The sequence below is a fragment of the Corallococcus silvisoli genome, assembly GCF_009909145.1.
In the GTDB taxonomy this organism is placed as follows: Bacteria; Myxococcota; Myxococcia; order Myxococcales; family Myxococcaceae; genus Corallococcus; species Corallococcus silvisoli.
Window position 1 is genome coordinate 326,628 of sequence record NZ_JAAAPJ010000001.1, and the last position, 23,194, is coordinate 349,821.

General features: G+C 72.4%; 20 protein-coding genes and 1 pseudogene. 7 read left to right on the top strand and 14 right to left on the bottom strand.

What is annotated here, in order from left to right; genetic code table 11:
* Positions 1–49: 49 nt before the first annotated feature.
* A pseudogene (locus tag GTY96_RS38670) lies at positions 50–190 on the top strand (metallophosphoesterase); the annotation flags it as partial.
* On the opposite strand, the gene GTY96_RS01210 reads toward GTY96_RS38670, so the two are convergent.
* A complete protein-coding gene (locus GTY96_RS01210) occupies positions 168–1,286 on the bottom strand; it encodes an alpha/beta fold hydrolase (protein ID WP_143897695.1) in 1,119 nt (372 codons plus the stop codon). The pseudogene GTY96_RS38670 and the gene GTY96_RS01210 sit on opposite strands and share 23 nt — an antisense overlap.
* 138 nt (positions 1,287–1,424) lie before the next feature.
* Here GTY96_RS01210 and GTY96_RS38500 point away from each other — a divergent pair, with 138 nt between their 5' ends.
* Entirely contained in the window at positions 1,425–3,845 is a 2,421-nt protein-coding gene (locus tag GTY96_RS38500; RefSeq protein WP_161663651.1) for a YfhO family protein, read from the top strand.
* 35 nt (positions 3,846–3,880) lie between these two features.
* On the opposite strand, the gene GTY96_RS01220 is transcribed toward GTY96_RS38500, so the two are convergent.
* From GTY96_RS01220 to GTY96_RS01245, 6 genes are all read right to left on the bottom strand, one after another.
* Positions 3,881–4,747, bottom strand: coding sequence for a ChaN family lipoprotein (locus tag GTY96_RS01220; RefSeq protein ID WP_161663652.1), 867 nt, complete (start codon positions 4,745–4,747; stop codon positions 3,881–3,883).
* Positions 4,748–4,892: 145 nt separating this feature from the next.
* Entirely contained in the window at positions 4,893–5,780 is an 888-nt protein-coding gene (locus GTY96_RS01225; protein ID WP_143897701.1) for a hypothetical protein, read from the bottom strand.
* A complete protein-coding gene (locus GTY96_RS01230; protein ID WP_143897703.1) occupies positions 5,777–5,995 on the bottom strand; it encodes a hypothetical protein in 219 nt (72 codons plus the stop codon). The genes GTY96_RS01225 and GTY96_RS01230 overlap by 4 nt, the downstream gene beginning before the upstream one ends.
* A gap of 186 nt (positions 5,996–6,181) precedes the next feature.
* A complete protein-coding gene (gene yhbY / locus GTY96_RS01235; protein ID WP_143897705.1) occupies positions 6,182–6,538 on the bottom strand; it encodes a ribosome assembly RNA-binding protein YhbY in 357 nt (118 codons plus the stop codon).
* A gap of 33 nt (positions 6,539–6,571) precedes the next feature.
* On the bottom strand, positions 6,572–9,298 hold the full coding sequence (locus tag GTY96_RS01240) for a DnaJ domain-containing protein (RefSeq protein ID WP_161663653.1): 2,727 nt from the start codon (positions 9,296–9,298) through the stop codon (positions 6,572–6,574).
* A gap of 108 nt (positions 9,299–9,406) precedes the next feature.
* Positions 9,407–10,219, bottom strand: a complete 813-nt coding sequence (locus GTY96_RS01245; protein ID WP_143897709.1) for a hypothetical protein — start codon at positions 10,217–10,219, stop codon at positions 9,407–9,409.
* An 85-nt stretch (positions 10,220–10,304) separates the two neighbouring features.
* Here GTY96_RS01245 and GTY96_RS01250 point away from each other — a divergent pair, with 85 nt between their 5' ends.
* Positions 10,305–11,090, top strand: a complete 786-nt coding sequence (locus tag GTY96_RS01250) for a TSUP family transporter (RefSeq protein WP_143897711.1) — start codon at positions 10,305–10,307, stop codon at positions 11,088–11,090.
* 4 nt (positions 11,091–11,094) lie between these two features.
* Here the strand turns inward: GTY96_RS01250 and GTY96_RS01255 are convergent, their stop codons facing one another.
* From GTY96_RS01255 to GTY96_RS01275, 5 genes are all read right to left on the bottom strand, one after another.
* Positions 11,095–11,616: a YfbM family protein gene (locus tag GTY96_RS01255; RefSeq protein ID WP_143897714.1), complete on the bottom strand. Its 522-nt coding sequence runs from the start codon at positions 11,614–11,616 to the stop codon at positions 11,095–11,097.
* 35 nt (positions 11,617–11,651) lie between these two features.
* On the bottom strand, positions 11,652–12,161 hold the full coding sequence (locus GTY96_RS38505) for a biotin/lipoyl-containing protein (protein WP_143897716.1): 510 nt from the start codon (positions 12,159–12,161) through the stop codon (positions 11,652–11,654).
* A gap of 40 nt (positions 12,162–12,201) precedes the next feature.
* The gene (locus tag GTY96_RS01265) at positions 12,202–13,716 is read right to left on the bottom strand and encodes an acetyl-CoA carboxylase biotin carboxylase subunit (RefSeq protein WP_161663654.1); all 1,515 of its coding nucleotides are present in this window, start codon (positions 13,714–13,716) and stop codon (positions 12,202–12,204) included.
* 40 nt (positions 13,717–13,756) lie between these two features.
* Positions 13,757–14,371, bottom strand: coding sequence for a hypothetical protein (locus GTY96_RS01270; RefSeq protein ID WP_161663655.1), 615 nt, complete (start codon positions 14,369–14,371; stop codon positions 13,757–13,759).
* Positions 14,372–14,491: 120 nt separating this feature from the next.
* Positions 14,492–16,054: an acyl-CoA carboxylase subunit beta gene (locus GTY96_RS01275; RefSeq protein WP_143897722.1), complete on the bottom strand. Its 1,563-nt coding sequence runs from the start codon at positions 16,052–16,054 to the stop codon at positions 14,492–14,494.
* Positions 16,055–16,220: 166 nt separating this feature from the next.
* Here GTY96_RS01275 and GTY96_RS01280 point away from each other — a divergent pair, with 166 nt between their 5' ends.
* Positions 16,221–17,369, top strand: coding sequence for a site-2 protease family protein (locus GTY96_RS01280; protein WP_161663656.1), 1,149 nt, complete (start codon positions 16,221–16,223; stop codon positions 17,367–17,369).
* Between the two features lie 7 nt (positions 17,370–17,376).
* On the opposite strand, the gene GTY96_RS01285 is transcribed toward GTY96_RS01280, so the two are convergent.
* Both GTY96_RS01285 and GTY96_RS01290 read right to left on the bottom strand, forming a co-directional pair.
* Complete coding sequence (locus GTY96_RS01285; protein WP_161663657.1) at positions 17,377–18,756, bottom strand: hypothetical protein; 1,380 nt, start codon at positions 18,754–18,756, stop codon at positions 17,377–17,379.
* A 91-nt stretch (positions 18,757–18,847) separates the two neighbouring features.
* Entirely contained in the window at positions 18,848–19,264 is a 417-nt protein-coding gene (locus GTY96_RS01290) for a hypothetical protein (protein WP_143897727.1), read from the bottom strand.
* A 452-nt stretch (positions 19,265–19,716) separates the two neighbouring features.
* Between GTY96_RS01290 and GTY96_RS01295 the strand changes: the two genes are divergently transcribed.
* The 3 genes from GTY96_RS01295 to GTY96_RS01305 all read left to right on the top strand — a co-directional run bounded on the left by GTY96_RS01295 (position 19,717) and on the right by GTY96_RS01305 (position 23,194).
* Positions 19,717–20,712, top strand: coding sequence for an SAM-dependent methyltransferase (locus GTY96_RS01295; protein WP_143897729.1), 996 nt, complete (start codon positions 19,717–19,719; stop codon positions 20,710–20,712).
* A gap of 95 nt (positions 20,713–20,807) precedes the next feature.
* Complete coding sequence (locus tag GTY96_RS01300) at positions 20,808–21,620, top strand: hypothetical protein (protein ID WP_143897731.1); 813 nt, start codon at positions 20,808–20,810, stop codon at positions 21,618–21,620.
* 47 nt (positions 21,621–21,667) lie between these two features.
* Positions 21,668–23,194: a WS/DGAT domain-containing protein gene (locus GTY96_RS01305; protein WP_161663658.1), complete on the top strand. Its 1,527-nt coding sequence runs from the start codon at positions 21,668–21,670 to the stop codon at positions 23,192–23,194.

A 23,194-nucleotide genomic window follows, 5' to 3' on the forward strand; every position in this document is an offset into this window, starting at 1 on the left:
CCGTACGCCCCGGCTCGTCGCGTCGCGCGGCGACCTCCAGGCACGCTACGGGTGGAGCCGGGAGCACTCCGCCGGGCACTACCGGCACGGCGATTCACACATCTACGTCAGCCGGGGCTGCGGCTTCTGGGGCCCGCCCATGCGCCTGGGCAGCCCCCCGGAGCTGGTCAAGCTGGTGCTGACTTCTTGAGGAATGCGTCCAGCGCGGCGTTGACCGCGTCCGGATGGTCCAGGTGGATCCAGTGTCCGGCGCCCTCCACCAGCTGGTGCGCCACGCCCTCGCCCAGCCGATGGAGGCTGCGCGGCGAGTCGTTGTCCGGCGCGATGAGCGAGAACTTCGGCCCCGGGTAGCGTGCGAGCGCGGCCGTCAGGTCGAAGCCCACGCTGGAGCGCTGGACCGCCACCACGGCGGACACCGGCGTGGCCTCCAGGTCCGCGAGCAACCGCTCGCGCACGTCCGCGCGCGGCCCCGCCATCTGCGCCCAGTCCTGCCGCAGCGCCTGCGCCACGTCGGGCGCGTCGAGCGAGGCGAGGTAGGCCGTCACCTGCTCCTGGGGATACAGGTGCAGGTCCGTCATCGGATCCACCAGGAACAGACCCACCACCTGCCGGGGGTTGTCGCCCGCGTAGGCCAGCGCCACGCCCGCGCCGATGCTGTGCCCCACGAGCACGAAGCGGCGAAGCCCCAGCGCCCGGACCCCGGCGGCGATGTCCCCCGTTAGCGACTCCACCGTGTAGTCCTGTGGCTCCGGCGGCGTGGAGCCTCCGTGGCCGCGCAGCTCCAGGGCGATGCCCCGGCGTCCCACCGAGGACAGATGCTCCAGCTGCGCCTGCCAGTGCGACGCATTGCCCGCGAGCCCGTGCACGAAGACGACGGGCAGGCTCGTTCCGCCGCCGCCCGTGTCCACCAGCCGCAGGTCGCCAGAGGGCCCCGCCACGCGGAAGTCGTCGAAGCGGACGCGGTGGCCCACGAAGGCCTGCCCTTCCGCGAAGGGGACCTCGTAGTGCGTGACGTGCAGGTCTCGGTCGATGAGGTAGCGGTCATCCTCGGGGAAGAAGAGGGCGCGCTCTGGCGCGTCGCCCGCGAAGCGCTTCACCGCGTCCATCGACTCCCAGAGGGTGACGAGCAGGAACTCCGCCTTCCCCTCCGCCACCTTGCGCAGGCAGTACGCGGCCAGGTTTCCGGGCGTGCGCCGGTAGTGCGCGAGGCCCGTCTGGTGGAGATAGGCGAGGTAGGCGTCGGCGTCCTCCGCCTTCGTTACCCCGCGCCAGGTGCGTGCGAGCATGGGTGGGCCTTTCGTGCTGGAAGAAGGGAGCCCCGGATGTAGCGCGCCCGGTGGGAGGTCGGCCACCCTGGGAGGGGCTCGACGCGACAAGACGACACTTGGCGGGAGGCCGCCCGTCGTCGACGATGTCCGGCACACGTGGACGCGAACCCTGGCGCACCGATTTCCGCGGAGCCCGCCCAGCGGGTGGACGAGGTCCGGCCCGGCTGGCGCTGGATGCTCGGAGGTCTGTCGCTGGTGCTGCCGGCGCTCTTCTTCTTCCGGGCGACGTTCTCCTCCGACGTCTTCCTGGCGGGGGACACGCTGCGGGCCTTCTACCCGATGCGCGCCTACTGGGCGTCGCGCGTGTCGCGGGGCGAGTTCCCGGACTGGTTCCCCTACGACGGCTTCGGGCAGTCGTTCCCCGCCATCTTCATCTCCGGCGTGTTCCACCCCACGACGCTCCTGCACCTGGTGCTGCCCTTGGGCGTGGCGGTGAAGCTCACCGTGCTCCTGTGCTTCCCGGTGGCCTTCCTGGGAACGGCGGCGCTGCTGCGCGAGTGGGGCGTCCCCCGAGCAGGCGCGCTGTTCGGGGCGCTGACGTTCACCTTCAGCGGGTACCTGGTCTGCATCACCAACAACCCCACGTACCTGCTGCCCGCCAGCACCGTCCCCGCCGCGTTGTGGGGCGTGCTGCGCTTCGTGCGGCGCCCCACGCCCGCGCGGCTGACGGTGGGAGGAGGGTTGCTGGCGCTGGTCGCGTTCGGCGGGGATGCACAGGCGTTCGCCGTCACCCAGGCGCTCGGGGTGCTGGTGGCCCTGGCGGAGCCCGTGACGGCCCCCGGGACCTGGGCCCGGCGCCTGGGGGCCTGTCTCCTGATGGTGGCCACGGGGGGGCTGCTGGCCGCGCCTCAACTGTTCCCCGCCGCGGGGTTGCTGCTGACGGGGGAGCCCGGGGCACGCTCGGTGACGGAGGCGCAGTACTTCTCGCTGCACCCGCTGCGGGTGGGGGAGCTGCTGCTGGGCCCGTTCCTCACGGATCCGGTCGGGGTGCGCGGCATCCCTGAGGTCGCGGTGCGCAAGCTCATCTTCGTGGGGGGCTTCACCCGGGCGTGGGTGGACTCGCTCTACGTGGGGACGCCCGCGTGCGTGCTCGCGCTGGCGGGGCTGGGGGCGTCGTGGCGCCGGGGGCGGACCTGGGTCTTCGTGGGCGCGTGGCTGCTGCTGGTGTTGCTGGTGCTGGGCTCGGCGCTGCCCGTCTACGGCTGGGTGTACCAGCTGCTGCCGCTGTGGCGGCCCTTCCGCTACCCGGAGAAGCTGGCGTCCTTCGTGGTGCTGGGGCTGGCGGTGGGCGCGGGGCTGGGCTGGCGGCGGTGCCTGGGGCCAGGAGGTTCTTCGCGCGCGGTCATCGTCGCGGGCGTGGGCGTCGCGGCGCTCTGCGCGGCCGTCGCGCTGGGGGAGGCGCTGGGCGGGGTGTGGACGCGGGGCTGGGTGCTGCCGCACTGGCCGGACATTCCGCGGGCCGCGAGGGAAGGCCTGTCGGGCAACGTGGTGCGCATGGGGAGCATGGCGGCGGGGCTCGCGCTGGCGTGCGCGGTCCTGGCGTGGCGTCCCCGGCTGGGCGCGGGGTGGCTGGTGCTCCAGGGCGCGGCGCTCTTCCTGGAGAACGCGCCGCTTTATCAGGTGTCTCCGGTGGAGATCCTGGAGACGCCGCCTCCGCTGGTGGCGCGGATCCGCGCGCTCGTGCCGGAGGGGGAGCCGGTGCGGGTGAACACGGTGGTGAAGGCCTACGGTGCGCCACCCCTGGCCGGCTACGAGTTCCGGGACCGGTTGAGCCTGGGGCAGGTGGCGGTGCTGGCACCGGACACGTCGGTGTTCTGGGGCATCGAGAGCGCGGCCAGCTATCTGCCCGGGAGGAGCACGCGGCTGCTCCGGTTGATGGCGGATTCCCGCCGCTGGGCAGGGGAGCTGGCTCCGCGCCTGTCCACGCCCTACTCGGTGGTGCGCACGGAGGAGCTGCGAGGGGCGGGGCCGCCACCGGGAGGACGGGTGGTGGCGGAGGATCCGCTCTTCGGGTTGTCGTTGATGGCCCACGCGCAGGCGCCCGCGCGCATCCATCTGGCCCGGCCGGAGTGCGTGGCCTCGCTCGATGAGGCGCTGCGGCGGATGCTGGCGCCGGAGCCGTTCGCGCCCGGCGACGCCATCGTGGAGTGCGCGGCGCCGCTGGAGGCCGGCGCGGGGACGGGCTCGGTGCGCGTCACCCGCGAGTCGCCGGAGCGCTTCACGGTGGAGGTCGCGGCTGACGGACCTTCGGTGCTGGTGATCAACGACGCCTACCAGCCCGGCTGGTCCGCGACGCTGGATGGTGCGCCTGTTCCCATCCTCCCCGCCAACGTGGCGGTGCGCGCGGTGGCGGTGCCGACAGGCAGCCACACCGTGATGCTGCGCTACCGGACGCCGGGGTTGCTCCCGGGGCTCTGGGTGGGCGCGCTGACGCTGGGCGCGCTGGCGGTCGCGATGGGCGTGACGCGGCGCCGCGCGGGCAAGGGGAGCGCCGTGCCGTCCGGCGCCTCCGGCTGACGCATCGGTGGGGCCTCCGCGCGGCTTCCTGGCTGCTAGTTCGGCGCGGGCGTCGCGGTGGAGGCGGCCCCGTGCGCGGGCGGCGAGGCGTGTAGGGTTCCGACGGAGTAGGTGCCGTCGTAGCCATCCGGGTCGTCGGCGCTCTTCTGGAGCGTGATGCCCAGGGGCTGCTCCGCGCCCCGGCCGCGCAGCGGCTGCTGGCCACAGGTGTCCGGCGTCATGCCCCGGCAGATCCACGCGCTCCCCCCGGCATTCGCCAGGTCGAGCGACACCAGCCCGGGCTCCGCGTCGAGCAGCTGGTGCGTCATGAACCGGAGCTTGCTGTCCCAGGGCGCTCCCATGTCGCGGCGCGCGTGCAGGTTTCCCACGAGCACGATGAAGGTGTCCCCGCGCGCCTGGCTCCGCGCCTGACGGAGCTGGTCGGCCATGGTGGTGTCGCGGTCACTGCCGCCTGGATCGAACGCCACCACCCGCACGGACAGCCCCGCGTGTCGCAGCTCCCGCACGCGCTCCAGCAGTTGCCGCATGGCCTCGCTGCCGCGGCCGTCCTGAACAGCGCGGTTCCAGAAGGCGCTGTCGGTCGGCATCCCCGCCGTCCCCGCCTCCCCCTCGACGAAGGTGTCGATGCGCGCCTGTTCCTCCACGGGCAGCTCCAGCGCCAGCCGCACCGGCTGCCCCAGGGCCGCCGCGTGACACGCCAGCCGCGCCGCGAAGGCCGGCGCCTCCTGCGTGCCGTGGATCTCCCCCAGCACGACGAAGGCGGAGGGCTTGAGCACCGCCTCCATGCCAGCAATGGCGGGACCGCAGTCCGCGCGCACGGGGGCCGTCGCCGTCTCGCGTGCCGTCCGGCATCCGGTCAGGACGCAGGCGGCCGCCAGCAGGGAACGCAGGGACAGTCGCATGGGATGGAACCTCCTTGGGACAACCGTGAGGCCGCAGTCTCGCTTGGCTCCCCAGGCGTTCGGGGGGCGAAAACACGACGGCCCGCCCCCAGGTGGGAGCGGGCCGGTCCTGGCCGCGTGCGTCAGCTCGACGCGACGGGTCGTGTCAGGCGGTGGGGACGACGACTCCGGTGCTCGACGCGGGCTGGGCCGCGGTGAGCGCGGAGCGCTGCAACCACCCGGCGAGCCCCAGCATCGCGAGCCCCGAGGTGCGCAGCGTGCGCAGCAGCTCCACCGCTTCGGCGGGGTTGCCGGGCAAGAGCGGCGCCAGCCACTCGCGCGCATCGTAGAAGAGCCACACCGCGCCGGACATGCCCATGGCCCACCACACCCACGCCAGCCGTCCGCCGCGCAGCATGTACGCGACGCGGAGGATGGGCGCGACGAGCAGGATGGTCATCATGTCCGCCAGCGTGGACGCCAGCGCGATGACCGCGGTGCACGTGGTCGCGAAGTCCTGGCCCAGGTGCCCCACCGCCGCGACGAGCGCGGGCCCACCCACCGCGAGCGCGGCCACCGCGGACACGGCCCACAGGAGCGTCGCGCGAGGGCTGGGCGGCGGCTGCAGGCCGGACTGCCGGTAGGTCCGCGCCAGCAGCACCAGCGCGAACGTGGTGCTCACGTTCGCCAGCACCACCACGCCCATGCGCACCGGCAACAGCGGCGAGTTCGTGAAGGGCACGTCCGGCACCGCGTGCATCCAGTAGCTGCGCAGCGCCGTGCTCACGAGCGACAGGCCCGCGCCCACCGTCAGCAGGCCCCACACCCGGCGCAGGTAGTCGCCCCGCGCGAACGACAGCGCCGCCGCCGCCGTGCCCAGCACCGCGAGCAGGCCCACGGTCCAGCCCGCCGCGTCGCCCACGAGCGCCAGCTGGCGCCCATCCTGGAAGGACGTGGCCACCGCGGCCAGGTGCACCAGTTGGAGCACCACGACGGTGCCCATCCAGGGGGCCACCCTGCTGGCGGCGCGACCCGAAGGGGGGTGAGGGCTCATCGCAGCTTCTCCATGGCCGTCGAAATCTCTGTGAGGATGACCTTCGTGTGCAGTGCACCGATGAAGGTGTTGAGCATCGGCTTGAGGCCCTCCAGGAGCTGCGGCAGCTCCTGCACGACCACCTGCTCCGGAGGTCGCTTGAGGGCCCGCAGCGCGGCGGTGTGGATGGCCATCTTGGCGGTGAAGCCGCCAAGGAGCGGCTCCAAGTGCTTCATCAGCACGTCGTGCCAGCCGGGTGGGGGTGGGGGGGAGGACGAGGGAGTCTGCACGTCACCTCCGCGGGGGGAAGACCCCCAGCGTAGTGACATTTTGGGATCAGCACGAGGGCCTGGCTGCCCTCGAACCCGCACAAAACGCTCGGGTCGGCCTGTTTTCCCCGCGACCTCTGGAAAGCGGTGCGGCTAACGGCGGCGCGGCTTCTTGTCCTCGGCCGGCTTGGCGACCGGCTTGGGCTCGTGCGGGCCCTTGAGGATGTCCTCGAAGCGGGACTTCTCCTTGCGCTTCTTGAAGAAGAGGGCGGTGCGGCCCAGGAGCTGCGCGAGCTCCGAACCGGTGGCCTCCGCGATGCGGTCGGCGCCTTCATGGCGGCCATCCGGGCCTTCGTTGATCTTGACCTTGATGAGTTCGTGGTCGTGCAGCGCCTGCTCGACGGCGGCGATGACGCCCTCGGTGACGCCGGACTGTCCGACGAGGACCACGGGCTCCAGGTGGTGCCCGAGGGCTCTCAGGTGGCGTCGCTGTTTCCCGGTGAGGGGCATGGGGGGTGTCTCCTTGAAGAAAAGGGGCGCACCCTACTTCTTTTGGGACGCCATGCGGATCTCCCGCATCGCATCGATGTGGTCCGGTTGCAGCTCGACCGTCCGCTTGAAGTGCTTGAGGGCCCCGGCCGCGTCGCCGCTCAGCTTGGCGATGACGCCCAGGAAGTAGTGGGCGGGGGCGCACCGCTCGTTGCGCTTGATGGCGGCCTGGATTTCGCGGAAGGCCTCCGGCTGGGCGGCCTTCTTGTCCGGGGCGGCCAGGAAGCGCGCGTAGCCCCGCCAGGCGAAGAACTCCGGCTCCTCGGCGTTGAGGGCGATGGCCTCGTTGAGCATCTTCACGGCTTCTGGGTACTTGCGCGCTTTCACCAGGATGCAGGACTTCTGGAAGAGCTCCTCGGCCTGGAGGATGGCCTGGACATCCACGCCGTCCCCTCCGCCGTTCTTGAGCTCCTCCAGGTAGGCCGCGCGGCTCTTGTCGTCCGTGAGCGTCCGGTACGCGTCCCCGACGTAGGCGAACACCTCCGCCTTGAGCTTCTCCAACTCGGGCGGGGCGCCCTGGGGCAGGGTGTCCGGGTGGTAGAGCTTGGCCAGACGGAAGTAGGCGATCTTCACCGCGCTGCCTTCGGTCTGTTCGGTGAGGCCGAGCCGCTGGAAGTGGTTCTGCCCCTTCATGGTCACGGCGAGCTGGCGCAGCGCGGGCAGCTCGTCCGACCCGGGCGCGGCGCTCGACGCCGCGGGGGCGGCGGCTGGAGCACCGACGACGGGCGGCGCGGGCCGTGCGACAGGGGCCGCGGCGGGGGCGGCACCGGGAGGGCGGGGCGCTACACCAGGGCCGGCCGTGGGCGCGGCGCCAGCGGGGGCTCCCGCAGGCCGAGGCGCGGCACCCGGGCCCGCGGCGGGTGCGGCGCCAGGCGCACGGGGCGCCGCAGCCGCGGGGGCGGCACCGGGAGGACGGGGCGCTGCACCCGGGCCGGCCGTGGGGGCGGGAGTGGCGCCAGGAGGGCGGGGCGCTGCACCCGGGCCGGCCGTGGGGGCGGCACCGGCGGCGGGAGCGGCGCCAGGAGGACGGGGGGCTGCACCGGGGCCGGCCGTGGGGGCGGCGGAGCCAGCGGGACGGGGCGCGGCACCGGGGCCGGCCGTGGGCGCGGGAGTGGCGCCAGGAGGACGGGGAGCCGCGCCAGGACCCGAGGCGGAGGCTCCGGCCGCCGTGGCGGGCCCTGCGCCAGGACCGGCGGACACGCCTGGAGGCGTCATGGGCACGGCGCCCGGACCCGCGGCGGGCGCAGCCGAGCCCACCGTGGGCACGGTCCCGGACGGACGGACCGGTGCCCCAGGTCCCTGGGCGCCGCCAGCCTCGGGGCCGGGACGCGCCGCCGCCGTGGGGCCGGAGGCGGGCGGAGGCGGGGCCGCCTGCGTGCGGGTCGCCGCCGCGAACGAGACGCCGTTCAGCTCCTTCAGCAGGAACGAGACGCGCAGCAGATGCTCCGCGTCCTGGGGCACGTCCTGCAGCAGCTGCCCCAGCGAGCGCACCCCGTCGATGAAGGCGAGCGCGCGCACCTCATGCGGCGTCAGGCGCAGCTCGCTGGAGGCCACGCGCCCTCCGGACTTCATGATGGGCATCGGCAGCACGTACGCGAGCCGCCGCTTGAGGTCCGCCGTCGGCACGCGGCGCACCTGGTCGCTGAGCAGGGCCCAGCGGTTGCCCAGCGGCATCGCCTTGTGCGCGGGCAGGTCGCGAAGCTCGAAGGTGAAGGTGCCGGCCTCGGCGCGCAGCGCCTTGCCCAGGATGCCCAACGCCCGCTGCGCCAGCTGCGCGAAGGCGGTCGCCGGCTGGAGCAGGCCCAGCCCGAAGAGCGCCGCCAGCAGGTCTCCCCCGAAGCGCTCCCGCGCGCCTTCCGCCTGCTGGAGCTGCTCCGCCGTCAACAGCCGCGCGCCCAGGAGCGACACGCCCAGCGCGTCCTCCGCGTGCGACGAGTCGACGAACTCCGGGCTGCCCTTGCGGAAGTGCACCGACAGCGCCCGGTCCGAAAGCCCCAGCGTCAGCAGGCCCGTGTGTTCGCCCGCGGCGATGCGACCGTAGAGCTGCATGGGCGGGCACTGCGCGAGCTGACCCTGCGGCGGCACGGTGTTGGAGCCGTCATCCACCGGCCCCTGTGGCGCCTGCGCGGGGGGCGCCGCCGCGGTGGCCGGAGCCCCCGCCGGACGGGCCGCCGCGGCCGGAGGCGCGACGGGGGGACGGGCCGGAGCCCCGGGACCCGGAGGCCGCGTGGCGACAGGCCGCCCCGAGGCGTCCACGGCCGCGCGCGCCACTGGCGCCGGACTCCGCATCGCGCCGGGACCCGCCATGGGCGTGGCACCCGGGCCCGCCATGGGCACCGCGCCAGGACCGGCCATGGGCACGGCGCCCGGACCGGCCATGGGCACGGCGCCAGGACCGGCCATGGGCACGGCGCCCGGACCGGCCATGGGCGCGGCGCCAGGGCCCGTGGGCGGCGCGGCGGGGCCGGGCGGTGGCGGAACGACGGGCGCGGTCCTCAGCGACGCGGGCGCGCCATCCCCCCACAGCTCGCGCGGGAACACGTCCCGCACCTCCGGGAAGCGCCATGGGAAGGCGAACTGGAGACCGTCGGTGGAGACCTGGAGCTTGCCCTGGATGGAGCCGCTGTCGATGAGCAGCTCGATGGTGGGCCCGGTCAGCGGCCCCCACGTGGTGCCCCGATCGTTCCGCACCCAGTACTGCCGGACCTCACCCTCCGCCATGTGCCGTCCTGCTCCCATTCCCGCGTGACTGCCGGGAAGCCGGAATTTTACCGCCGCCCGCGCCCACCTCCAAGCGGACGCTCCATTCCAAGGGAGCGGGCAGGCGCCTCAGGGCGTGGCGCCCTCCAGGGCCGCCAACCCCACGTTCGCGAGACACGCCGCGTCGGCCTGCTGTTCGGCGGGCGGGTCGAAGCAGAACACCTCGCTGTCGAACACCTTGCAGATGCCGGCGGGGGTGCCCGAGCACGCCACCTTGCCGTACGCCGTGGTGCAGTTGTACCCGCACACCGGGCCCGTCTCGCTCAGCTTGCACTGGGGCGCCGGCAGGTCGCGGCCCCACGCGCAGAGCGCCGCGGGCGACGGGTCGAAGCAGGTGACGCTGCCGTTCTGCGCCTTGCACACGCCCATGGGCGTCTTCGCGCACCGCACGCCCTCGGAGGCGTTCACGCAGTTGAAGCCGCACGCCAGCTGCAGGCCGTTGCTGACACACTGCGCGCGAGGCACCTGCTTGCCGAACACCGCGAACACCGCGGCGGGCGGGTCGAAGCAGGTCACGTTGCCACCCTGGCTCCGGCACACGCCCGACGGCGTCTTCGCGCACTTCACCTTGCCGAAGTCGGTGACGCACCCGTAGCCGCAGCCCACCACCCCGTCGATGGTCTTGCACTCCGGCTCCGGCAGCGCGGCGCCGTACGCCTTCACCACGTAGGCGGGCGGATCGAAACAGACGGCCTGCCCGTCGATGACGGTACAGCGGCCCTGGAGCGTCTGGGCGCACCGCACGCGCTGTCCATCCGACTTGCACCCGTAGCCACAGGACACGTGCCCGTCCAGGGCGCGGCACGTGGCGGTGGTCGCGTCGGGCGGTGAGGGCGGCGCGGCGAGCGTCAGCGCCAGCACGGTCATCAGGGTCGCGAGCATGGACCGCATTGACCCCCAAGCTTCGACCGCGCGCAAGTAAGGGTGCTAAGCGGGCGCCACCCGCGACGAGGAGGCGGGCCCCACCGTGGACCTGGACGTCGGCGCGTTGAAGCTGGTGCTGCTGTGTGTCGCCGCGTTGAGCGCGGGCTTCGTGGACGCCATCGCGGGAGGCGGCGGCCTCATCACGCTGCCCGCGCTGCTGACGGCGGGCCTGCCGGCGCACGTGGCGCTGGGCACCAACAAGGGCCAGTCCGTGTTCGGCTCGGGCGCGGCGCTGGTGCGCTTCGCGCGCGCGGGCCTGGTGGACGCGAAGCTGGGGAAGGTGACGTTCCCCTTCGGCCTGCTGGGCGCGTTCGGCGGCGCGGCGCTGGTGCTGCTGCTGCGCCCGGAGGTGCTCAAGCCGCTGGTGCTGGTGCTGCTCATCGCGGTGGCGGTGTTCCTCGCCTTCCGCCGCGCGCCGCCGAAGCGCGACGGCGTGGAGCCCTCGCCCCGGCCGCGCGCGCAGGCCATTGGCGCGCTCATCGCGCTGGTGCTCGGCACCTATGACGGCTTCTTCGGGCCGGGGGTGGGCACCTTCCTCATCGTGGCGTTCTCGTCGCTGCTGGGCCACGGGCTGGCGCGCGCGTCCGCGGACGCGAAGGTGGTGAACTTCGCCTCCAACCTGGCGTCGGTGACGCTCTTCGCGCTCCGGGGCGTGGTGCTGTGGAAGGTGGCGCTGCCCATGGCCGCGGCGCAGTTCACCGGCGCGTGGCTGGGCGCGCACGCGGCGGTGAAGGGCGGCGACCGGCTGGTGCGCGTCGTCGTGCTGGGCGTGGTGGCCGCGCTGGTGCTGAAGCTGGGGCGCGACGTGTGGCTGGGCTGGGCGGCCTGACGCCTCAGCCGATGTGCACGAGCAGCGCCAGGCCCCGCTTCGCCACGGCGGCGGTGAACTTCTGGAGCTCCACGAAGTAGGAGAGCAGCTCCTCCAGCGGATCCACGTCCTCCGCCGGCTCCTCCTCGTCCCAGGTGCCCGGGTAGATGTCCTCCGCCTGGAGGCGCGCCGGGTCGAAGCGCCCACGCAGGTCCTGCTCGGAGGCCTTCTTCAGCGCCTCCGCCAGCGCCTTCACCCCGGCCGGGTCGAACACGCGCGCGGTGCCCTCATCCGACGGGATGTCCCCCACGTCGTCGCCGCCGCGCACCAGGAAGTCCAGGGGCGGGGTGCCCTCCCAGGCCGTGCCGGTGAGCAGGAACTGGAGGCCGTGCCACGCCTCGCCAATGTCCAGCTCCAGGAACGCCGCGCCCTTCGCGTCGCCGAAGTCCTCCTCGTCCTCCAGGAAGGGCTCCAGCGCGCCGGGCGTCTTGAGCAGGGCCTGGCGCTGCGTCTCGGTGGCGCTGCGCAGGGTGCAGAGCATCTCCATGGGGCGTCGACCTCGGGGGCTCGCGAAGCGGGGGGTTACTCGACGACGATGAGCTTCGCGTTGTTCTCCACGGCGGTGCCTTCCTTGGCGAACACCTCCGTCACCTTGCCGGCCTTGGGGCTCTTGAGCTCGTTCTCCATCTTCATGGCCTCCACGACCACGAGCCCCTGGCCCTCCTTCACCTCTTCGCCGACCTTGACCAGCACCTTCACCACCTTGCCGGGCATGGGCGCGAGGATGACCTGCCGGCCCTCCACGGAGAAGCTGCCCGCGGCGGCGCGCATGCGCAGCTTGCGCTCATCCGCCACGTCGGTGCGGTTCACCTGCCCGCGCACCAGCGTGCCAATCTCGTCGCCGTTCTCCTCGAACTCGACGTTGTACGACTGGCCGTCCACCAGCAGCGACAGCGTGCCCTGGTCCACGGACAGCGCGTCCACCTGGTACGACTGGCCATTCACCGTGAGCCGGTAGCGGTCCTGGCCCAGCGCCTCCAGGTCCACCGGCACCGCTTCCTTCTGGCCCTGCTGCTTCGTGAAGTAACGCATGTGGAAAAGGTCCTTCCGGGTGCTTGCGGCAGGATGACGGTCAGCGGCGGCGGCTCTTCAGCGCCAGACGCCACGGGCTGATGCGGCCGTTGCCCCCCGCGCTGGCTCCCGCGGGCAGCGTCTTCGCGCGCTTCTGGTCGCGCTGGAAGGCGTGGAGCGTGCTGGCCAGCAGCGCCACCTCGCTCAGCTTGGGGTCCTCCGCGCCCAGCAGCGCGGTGTGCTCGCGCGTGAGGAAGCTGGTGTCGTAGTCGCCCGCCACGAACTCCGGGTGGGACAGGATGCCGTGCAGGTAGCGGATGTTGGTGGTGATGCCCTTCACCACGTACTCGGAGAGCGCGCGCTTGGCCCGCGCGATGGCCTCCTCGCGCGTGGCGCCCCACACGGACAGCTTGGAGATCATGGGGTCGTAGAAGTTGGGCACCGTGAAGCCCGCGAACACGCCCGAGTCATCCCGCACGTTCGGCCCGCTGGGCACGCGCAGCGCCTGGATCTTCCCGGGGCTGGGCATGAAGTTGCGCGCGGGGTCCTCCGCGTACACGCGCACCTCGATGGCGTGACCGCGCGGCGTGGGCGCCTCGAAGAGGGGCAGCTTCTCCCCCTCCGCGGCCTTGATCTGCATGGCGACCAGGTCCAGGCCCGTCACCCACTCCGTCACCGGGTGCTCCACCTGGAGGCGGGTGTTCATCTCCAGGAAGTAGAAGTTGCGGTGCACGTCCACCAGGAACTCCACCGTCCCGGCGCCCACGTAGTTGACGGCCTTGGCCGCCTTCACCGCGACCTCGCCCATCTTCGCGCGCATCTCCGCCGTGAGGATGGGGCTGGGCGTCTCCTCCACCACCTTCTGGTGACGGCGCTGCGCGGAGCACTCGCGCTCGTTCAGGTGGATGGTGTTGCCGTACTGGTCCGCGAAGACCTGGATCTCCACGTGGTGGGGCTTCTCCAGGTACTTCTCGATGTAGACCGAGTCGTTGCCGAAGGCGTTGAGCGCCTCGCTCTTGGCGGAGCGCCAGGCGGAGTCGAAGTCGCCCAGGCCCTCCACGCGGCGCATGCCCTTGCCGCCGCCGCCGCCGGCGGCCTTGAGCATGATGGGGAAGCCGATGTTCCGCGCGTACTCGCGCGCTTCCTCGATGGTGGCGATGGGCTCGGTGGTGCCGGGGACGACGGGCACGCCCGCCTTGATCATGTTGGCGCGGGCGCGGGTCTTCTCCCCCATGGCGTCCATGGCGGCGGCCGGCGGGCCGATGAAGGTGATGCCGGCCTTCTCGCAGGCGCGCACGAAGGACGCGTTCTCGGAGAGGAAGCCGTAGCCGGGGTGGATGGCGTCCGCGCCGGACTGCTTCGCGACCTCCAGGATGCGCTCCTGCACGAGGTAGCTCTCGCGCGAGGGCGGGGGGCCGACGAAATAGGCCTGGTCTGCGGTGCGCACATGCAGCGCGGAACGGTCTGCTTCGGAGTACACCGCCACCGTGGCGATGCCGAGGTCCTTGCAGGTGCGCATCACCCGGATGGCGATCTCGCCGCGGTTGGCGACGAGCACTTTGCGGATCTTGGGCATGGGCGCCCGTCTACCATGGGGCGCCCCTGATTGCCTGCCCCTACTTGCGCAGGTTCAGGTACTGGTCCATCAGCTGCTTCGCCTGGGCGAGCTTCGCTTCCACGAAGCGGTCCTCCTCGTCCGGCTCCGGGGGCGGGGCGGGGTGCGAGGGGGCCTCCACGGGCTTGCCGTCCGGACCGAAGTCCACCGCGGCCGCCAGCAGGTTGCGCGCGGCGTTGCCGCTGAAGAGCCGGGCGAGCGCCGTCGTCTCCACGTCCAGCCAGCGCGCGGCCTGGCGCAGCACGTCCAGGTACTCGCCTTCCATGGCGCGCGGCGGGCGGCTGGGGGCGGCCATGCAGACGCGCGCGTAGCTGTGCTCCCGGTCCACGTACATGCCCATGGCGCGGTCGCGGAAGTCCCGGGCCAGGGCCTGGGTCATGGCGTCCAGGTGCTCCTCGGGAGAGGGCACCTTGCCGGAGGTCTTTCCGGACACGAGCGGGATCTCCGCCACGTGCCAGCCGCTGTCGGCCAGCGCCTCGGGACGGGGCTCCACCCAGTGGACCTCCGGTGGGGGCAGGTCCAGGCCCTCGCACACGCCCTTGAGCGTCTGACGCAGGGCGGTGAGATGACCTTCGACGTCGGAGAGGAAGAGAACGAGTCTTCGCTGCTGGGACACGGGGGGTGGCTCCTTGGGTGGCCCCGTGAAAGCCCCGGCGTTAGCTGAGAATTTCCGGATGTGCCCGTGCCCGCCTGCCCTCCGTGCGGGGGAGGGCAGGCGTGCGAGCCGCCGGGACTGCTACAGCGGGATGTTGCCGTGCTTGCGCGGCGGGTTCTCCTGGCGCTTGTCCTTGAGCATCTCCAGGGCGCGGATGACCTTGGCGCGGGTCTCCTCCGGGCGGATGACCTCGTCGATGTAGCCCAGCTCCGCCGCCTTGAACGGGTTGGCGAACTTCTCGCGGTAGTCGTCCGTGAGCTTCTTGCGCTCCGCGTTGGCGTCCTGGGCCTTCAGGATTTCATTGCGGAAGATGATGTTCACCGCGCCCTCGGGACCCATCACGGCGATCTCCGCGGTGGGGTAGGCGTAGTTGATGTCCGCGCGGATGTGCTTGGACGCCATCACGTCGTACGCGCCGCCGTAGGCCTTGCGGGTGATGAGGGTAATCTTCGGGACGGTGGCTTCCGCGTACGCGTAGAGCAGCTTGGCGCCGTGGGTGATGATGCCGCCCCACTCCTGGTCGGTGCCGGGGAGGAAGCCGGGCACGTCCACCAGGGTGAGCAGGGGGATGTTGAAGCAGTCGCAGAAGCGCACGAAGCGCGCGGCCTTCACGCTGGCGTCGATGTCCAGGCAGCCGGCGAGCACCGCGGGCTGGTTGGCGACGATGCCCACGCTCCGGCCGTTCATCCGCGCGAAGCCGACGACGATGTTCTTGGCGAAGTGCTCCTGCACCTCGAAGAAGTGCTTCGAGTCGACGATGGCCCGGATGATCTCCTTGATGTCGTAGGGCTTGTTCGGGTTCGCCGGGACGATGGACTTGAGCGACTCCTCGGCGCGGAACGGGTCGTCGTCACACGGCTGGGCGGGCGGATCCTCCTGGTTGTTGGAGGGCAGGTACGAGAGCAGCTCGCGGGTCATCGCGATGGCGGCCTGCTCGTTCTCCGCGGCGAAGTGGGCGACGCCGGACTTCTGGTTGTGCGTGAGCGCGCCGCCCAGGGCCTCCTTGGAGACCTCTTCGTGCGTCACCGTCTTGATGACGTCTGGGCCGGTGATGAACATGTACGACGTGTCCTTCACCATCATGATGAAGTCGGTGATGGCGGGCGAGTACACCGCGCCGCCCGCGCACGGCCCCAGGATGAGCGAAATCTGGGGCACGACGCCGGAGGCCAGCGTGTTGCGCAGGAAGATGTCCGCGTAGCCGGCCAGGCTCTCCACGCCTTCCTGGATGCGCGCGCCGCCGGAGTCGTTGAGCCCGATGACGGGCGCGCCCACGCGGGTGGCCATGTCCATGATCTTGCAGATCTTCTGGGCATAGGCGCCGGACAGCGAGCCGCCGAAGACGGTGAAGTCCTGGGCGAAGACGAACACCTGGCGGCCTTCCACGGTGCCGTAGCCGGTGACGACGCCGTCGCCGAGGATCTTCTTGTCGCCCATGCCGAAGTCGTGGCTGCGGTGGGTGACGAACTTGTCCAGCTCGCTGAAGGAGCCGGGGTCGAGGAGCAGGTCGATGCGCTCGCGGGCGGTGAGCTTGCCGGCCTCGTGTTGCTTGGCGATGCGCTCGGTGCCGCCGCCCTGCTCGGCCTGCTGCTCCATCTGCTGGAGCCGTGCGCGGAGAGGATCCTTCTCGGAGGTCGCGTCCATGGGGGGCCGCTCTAACACGATTGGCAGGCGGTGGCAGCGCTTCCCGTGCCCCTGGAGGGGGGGCCGGACGGGCGGGCCCGGGGGTGCACGGGGCGGGGACGGGACGGAAGTTCAGGATTTCCGACACCGCGTCCGCGAGGGGCGCGAGGGACCAGGGAGGCTGGCGATGCGTGCGAGGCCAGGGGCACTGCGGGTGGGGTCGTTCCGGGGGGTTCCCATCCGCGTCCATTTCTCGCTGCTCGTGGTGCTGCCGCTGTTGGCGCTGTCGTTCGGAGGGGCGCTCCAGCGGGCGGCGGACGCGGCGCACGTGCCGCCGGAGGCGCTGGGCGGGCATCCGTGGGCGTGGGGGCTGGCGGTGGCGGTGGGGCTGTTCGTGTCGGTGCTGCTGCACGAGATGGCGCACACCTTCTATGCGCTGCGCCATGGCGGGCAGGTGAACGGCATCACCCTGATGATCGTCGGCGGTGTGTCGGAGCTGACAGAGGCGCCGAAGCGGCCTCGGGACGAGGCGCTGATGGCGCTGGTGGGGCCGTTGACCAGCCTGGGGCTGGCGGCGTTCCTGGGCGGGGTGACGTGGTTCCTGCATGGCCTGGGGATGTTCCAGGTGCAGTTCGCGTGCTTCACGCTGGCGACGCTCAACGGGGTGCTGGGGGTGTTCAACCTGCTGCCGGCGTTCCCCATGGATGGGGGGCGCATCGTGCGCGCGGCGCTGACGCCCCGGTTGGGGGTGTGGCGGGCGACGCGGGTGGCGGTGGGGCTGGGGCGGCTGTTCGCGCTGCTGTTCGGCGTGTGGGGCGTGGTGTCGCTGAACCCGTTCACGTTGGTGGTGGCCTTCGTCGTGTGGATGGGCGCGGAGAATGAGTGGCGGCAGGTGCGGATGCGGGCGGTGCTGGAGCGCGTGCGGGTGGAGGCGCTGATGACGCCGAGGGCGGTGGGCGTGGACCTGGACCTGTCCATGCAGGACGCGCAGTGGGCGCTCCGGCGCGAGCGCGTGAGCATGCTGCCGGTGACGAGCACGGGGCGGCCGGTGGGGCGGGTGACGTGGGCGGCGGTGCAGGCGGTGCCGGAGGCCGCGCGCGAGGCCTCCTGGGTGCGCGACGCGATGGAGGAGGGCGCGGTGGCGGAGCTGCGCGAGGACGGGTGGACGGTGCTGCGCCGGATGGCGGAGGCGGGCGTGCCGATGGCCGCGGTGGTGGACGAGGACGGGCTGCTCGCGGGCACGCTGGACTGGAATGACATCCAGCGGGCGATGACGCGCGCGGAGGAGGCGGAGCGGAGGACGGGGACGGGCTGGCCGCGCGAGCGGCCGGCGTAGGCCTCCGTCAGTTCTTCTCCGGCAGGGACCAGTTGAGCTGGAAGCGGTGCGCGCCGTTGGGGGCGCTGTCCAGCCAGCCCGTGATGCGGTCGCTCTTCATGAGCAGGGGGCCCAGCTCCGTGCTCACGCCGAAGAACGCGGCCAGGCGCTCGTCGCCCATCACGTCCATCAACGACACCTGGGACAGGCCGCGCGCCACCTTCTTCGGATCCAACGTGAACTCCACCGCGCGCGACAGCGGGGCGCCCTTCTCCGGCAGCGACGCCAGCACCGTCTGCGTCACCGCCGAGTCATTGCCGAACACCAGCTGCCTGCCCTTGAGCCGCACGTAGACGCTGCCGCCCTTCGCCTCCATCGCGTAGCCGTCGTCCAGGGCCTTCGCGCCCGGGAACTTCGCCAGCGGGGCCAGCGCCGCCTTCACCGCCGCCGCGTCCACCACCTCCGCGGCCAGCGCCTGCTTCGCCGCGAAGAAGCGCACCTCCGGCTTGCGCAGCGACCCCTTCACCGCCACCGAATCCACCCCGAACAACAGCTGGCCCGTGAGCTGCTTCGCCAGCGCGTCCGTCACGCCCCTCACCTGCTCCGCCGGACACGTGGGGCACACCGCCTGCACCGCGTCCCGCACCGAGTCCACCGCCTGCGTCACCCCCGTGGGCGCCACCTGCGCGCGGGCGAACAGCAGGCCCGAGGGCGCCATCGCCCCGTAGGGGCTGGTGCCCTTGGACTGGAAGGGCGGCAGCGGCAGCTTCGTCGCGGTGCCCTCCACCTTCAGCGCCGTCGCGGTGCCGTCCAGCGCCACCACGCCCTGCTGCGTGGCCACGTACAGCGCGCCGGGCAGCCCGCCCATCCGCGCGTCCGCGGCGGGCGCCTTGAGCGCCACCAGCTTCGCCGCCTCCTTGCGGAGCGCGTCATCCGAGTCCGTGCTCAGGAAGGCGCACGCCTCCTGGCCCTTGAGCACGTAGCCCGCGAAGCCGCCCGCGGGGGCCGGCGCGCGCAGCGTCGTCACGCCCTTCACCGTGCCCGCCTTCACGTCGCCGTTGCGCGCGAGCACGCTCGCGGTCGCCTCCTGGAAGGCCTTCGCGTCCTTCACCCGCGTGCACGCCAGCCGGCCGTCCTGCCGCATCGACACGGACAGCGGCCCCGTCGCGTCGATGCCCAGCGCCTCCAGCGCCTCCGGCCGCGCGAGGTCCAGCTGGAGGATGGGGTGCAGCTCCGCGCTCCACGACGCCGGGTTCAACATCTGCGAGTACGCCCCCGCCCGCGTCATGAACGCGGTGAGCCCCTGGAGCTTGTCGAGCTGCGGGACATGGAGGACCGTCACCGTCGAGGCGGCGACGCGGGGCGCGGGTGCGGCCGCCAGGGTGGCGGCAAGTGCGAGGGCGAGCATGGCCCCCACCTGAGAGCGCCCCACCGTCCCTGTCAAGGCACTCCCACTCCGGACGCCCTCCAGCGACGCCCGGCGAGGTGCCTCGCTCGCCCTACGCCGGCAGGCGCCCCGTGTTGGCCCAGTCGATCATCCGCTCCGCCAGCTCCTCCGCGTTGCGGCGCAGGTAGGCCAGCTGCAGCACCTCGTCGTCCGAGCGCGCCTGCGTCAGCCGCAGCCTCAGGCCGTCCGCGAAGCGCACCACCTGCCCGATGCTGATGGACGCCCGGTCCTCCATCGCCCCCGCGAACCGCGCCACGTCCGCCTCCACCGAGCAGCCCTCCGACAGCAGCGCGTCCACCAGCGCGCCGCGCGCCACCCGCTGCTCGTGCGCCCGGGGCACCTGCAGTTGTCGCCGCCAGGGCTGCGCTTCCCAGCGCGCCATCGACACGTCACCCCGCGCCGCGTCCTCCAGGGGGAACGCCTGCTGGCCCTCGTCCTGCGTCCGCCGTGACTCCATCGCTCGGTTCATCCGTGTCCCCCTTCAAGACCCGGGTCCATCCACGGGCATGGCCGGCACCGGGACTCCGCGCCGAAAACCGTCGTCGCGGGTTGGAAGCTTCACTGGAAAAACGATTTAGACCCGTTTTCTTGACGGCCCGGAGGGATGCTTGAACTGTCATTGGCGGACACCCCATCCGGTGGGAAAGACTCCTCTCGCTGGCTGATGATCCAAGGCGTTGGAACTGGCTTCGGTCCTCCACGGGCTGGGTGTTGAAGCCGCTCCAGTGAGGTGTCGCGAGCGTCCTCGCCCGGCGCGGGCCCCGCGGGAGGGGACGCGTGTTCAACCGGGGACAGACCGTTGCCCCCGGGACGGATGGGCCGGGTCTGGGTTCTCCCTCATGGTACGAGATTCAGGTTCCCGGGGGACGGGGTTGGCCGCGCCGTGTCTTGGGACCATCACGGGTCTTCCGGGGGGAAGCCATGTCGAACCTGCTCGACCTGCCACGGCAGGCGTTGATGGACCTGCGCTCGCGCCTCAGCCACCTGCCGCTGGTATCGCACCTGCATCGCCGTCACGCGCCCAACAGTCTGGCCCTCTCCAGTCCTTCACCGCAGGACTCGGTGCTGGCGGATCCGGAGCGCGTGGACACCTGGCGTCGCGCGGTGGAGCGCTACGTGCGCCCGAACCAGGTGGTGGTGGACGTGAAGGCCGGCACCGGCCTGCGCACCTTCCTCGCCGCGCACCAGCAGCCGCGCCGGCTGTACGCGGTGGACGACTCGCGCATGTTGGATACCGCGCAGTGGGTGGCCCGGCGCAACCGCCTGGACCGCATCGACTTCGTGCGGGAGCCCATGTGGCAGTTCCAGCCCCCAGAGAAGGCGGATGTGTTGTTGCATGAGCTGTTGGGGGACGCGCTGTTGGACGCGGGGCTCGTGCCCCGGATGCTGGACTTGCGGACGCGCCTGCTCAAGCCCGGGGGGCGCATCCTGCCCAACCGCTTCGAGGTCTTCGTGGAGCCGGTGCAGCTGCGCGACGAGGCGTGCGTCCCCTTCATCTGGACGCAGCACCTGCCCCACGTGGACTTCCGCTGCCTCCAGTCGCTGCGCGAGGCGATGAGCCCGTCGTACTTCAAGCGGCTGGTGCGCTCCTACGAGGTGGACCACCTCTTGTGCGAGCCGGAGCCCGCGTTCCAGTTCGACCTGGAGACGATGCGCGCGGATGGCCTGCCTTCGCGCGTGCGCATCCGGCGGCCGGTGGAGGAGGACGGACGGGTGGATGGCTTCTGCCTGTTCTACAAGGTCGCCTTCGACGCGGAGCTGGACTTCAGCGTGTCCCCGCTGCGCGAGCGCAACGCCACGGCGATGACGCTCTTGCGCGTGGAGCCTCGCGAGTTCAGCCGGTACGACACGCTGGACTTCGAGCTGGAGCTGCCGAACCCGTCCGACCCGCGCACCTGGCGGTGGCAGTTCACCTGACGGACACGCCGGGGCCTGGAGGGATGTCGGGTGGACAGCCTTTCTTCCGCCCGGTGGTCGCCGTGGGTGGGGGCACTGCCTAGCTTGCACCCCGCATGCGACCGCTCCGGCTCCTCGCCCTGCTTCTCGTGTCCGCCGCCGCCCTGCCCGCGGCGGGCCAGGCTCCGCAGCCCCCCAGCACCGTGGCGGGGGTGTGCGGGCGCACCAACTGGGCCTGCGTGGCGGAGTGCATCGACGCGGACTGCGTCGACACGTGCCTGCGCGAGGGGTGTGACCGCTCGCTGAAGCGGCTGAAGGCCTGCACCAGCAAGGCGGAGTGCGCACCGGATGACACGCAGTGCGCGGTGAAGGCCTGTGGACAGACCTGTGAGGAGTCCTTCGAGCCCGCGCCGAAGAGCCCGGAGCCGCGGATGGAGAACCCCTGCGAGGGTCCCCAGGCGCTCCAGGGGGCGGGGGTCCCGAAGGTGCTGGTGGGCACCTGGGTGCTGTCCGCGGCGAGCCTCCCGGACGTGGAGCAGGGGAAGGAGCACCGCCTGGAGGTTCAGCCCCGGTCCGACTACGCGCGCTCGTTGCAGGTGACGCCGTCGGGGTGCTTCGTGCTGAGGACCCGGCTGGACTCCGTGACGCTCGGGCGCGGCAGCATGCTGGACGTGCGCGCGTGGGGCACGATCGAGCTGAAGGACAAGAAGGGTCTGGTCCTGCACACGCGGGATGGCCAGGCGGTGGGGCCGGTGTGCGGCAAGGAGCGCGTGGTGCCGCTGTCGAAGGGCCGGTTCAAGGGCGGAGAGTTCACCTGGCTCGTCGAGGAGAAGAAGTCGCTCATCCTCACGGTGCCGGGCGCCACGCGGCAGACCTTCCAGTTCGAGCGCGAGAAGCCCGGGGCCCCGGTGCCGGAGCCCAGGCCGTAGGGGCGGGGGGCTTGCCCGGACGGGGGCGCGCGGGTGAGAAGGACGCCATGGCAGGCCGCGAGCGGATGGCGAGCATGGACGCGGCGTGGCTCCAGATGGAGGAGCCCGCGAACCTGATGATGATCACCGCGGTGCTGTGGTTCGACGGCGCGGTGGACCGCGAGCGGCTGCGCGAGGTGGTGCGCGAGCGGCTGGTGGAGCGCTATCCCCGGTTCAAGCAGCGGGTCGTGTCTGGAGCGCTGGGCTCGCCGCACTGGGAGGAGGCGCCGGACTTCCAGTGGGATGAGCACCTGTCCACGCTGCGCGTGCCGGCCACGGCGGGGCGCGCGGGGTTGGAGGCGCTGGTGGGGGACTGGCTGGGCGTGCCGCTGGAGCGCTCCCGTCCGCTGTGGCACCTGCACCTCGTGAAGGGCGCGGCGGGTGGGGACGTGCTGCTCGCGCGGCTGCACCACTGCATGGCGGACGGCATCGCGCTCGCGCGGGTGCTGCTGTCGCTCACGGATCCGGTGGGGCATGGCTCCTCCGAGGGCGCGCGGCCGGAGGCAGGGGATGCCAGGGCCCGCGAGGACTCGCGGTCAGGCGCGGGCTTCGAGGGCGCGCGGCCGGAGACAGTGGACGCCGGGGCTCGCGAGGACTCGCGGTCGCCCCCGGAGCTTCGGACGGCTTCGGAGACAGAGGCCGCTCCCCCGTCGCGGACGCCGGCCCGCGAGGCCGCTCCGCTCCTCGACTCGACTCCGGGCTGGATGCGGTGGGCCCGGGGGGCTCGCGCGGTGTTGCACAAGGGCGCGGAGCTGGTGCGCGAGCCCATCCTCGCGGGCGACCTCGTTCGCGACGGCGCCAGGGGCGCGGCGGCGCTGGGGAAGCTGCTCGTGCAGCCTTCCGACCCCTCCTCCCCGCTGCGTGGCCCCCTGGGGCTCCGCAAGGTCGCCGCGTGGTCGGAGCCCCTGCCCTTGGAGCGCGTGAAGGCCGTGGGCCGGAACCTGGGCGGCACGGTGAACGACGTGCTGCTCACCGCCGTGACGGGCGCGCTGCGCCGCTACCTGTCCTCGCTGGAGGCCCCGCTGGAGGACGTGCATGCGCTGGTGCCGGTGAACCTGCGGCCCCTGGATGCGCCCGTGCCTCGCGAGCTGGGCAACCGCTTCGGCGTGGTGTTCCTGCGGCTGCCCATCCACCTGGAGGACCCCCGCCGCCGGCTTCGCGAGGTGGCGAAGCGGATGGAGGCCCTCAAGCGCTCACCGGAGGCCGTGGTGACGTCCAGCGCGCTGGAGCTGCTGGGGCGCACGCCCGCCGCCGTGGAGCGCGTCGCCGTGGACGTCATGGGCTCCAAGGCGTCCCTCGTCGCCACCAACGTGCCCGGTCCCCGCCAGCCGGTGTCGCTCGCGGGCACGCGGCTGGAGGGCCTCACGTTCTGGGTGCCCCAGGCCGGCCACGTGGGCCTGGGCATCAGCCTCTTCAGCTACGCGGGCCAGGTGACCGTGGGCGTCGCGTCGGATGCGTCGCGAGTGCCGGAGCCCGGGGCCCTCGTCGCCGCGTTCCAGGACGAACTGGATGCGCTGGCGACGACGGCCCCCTGA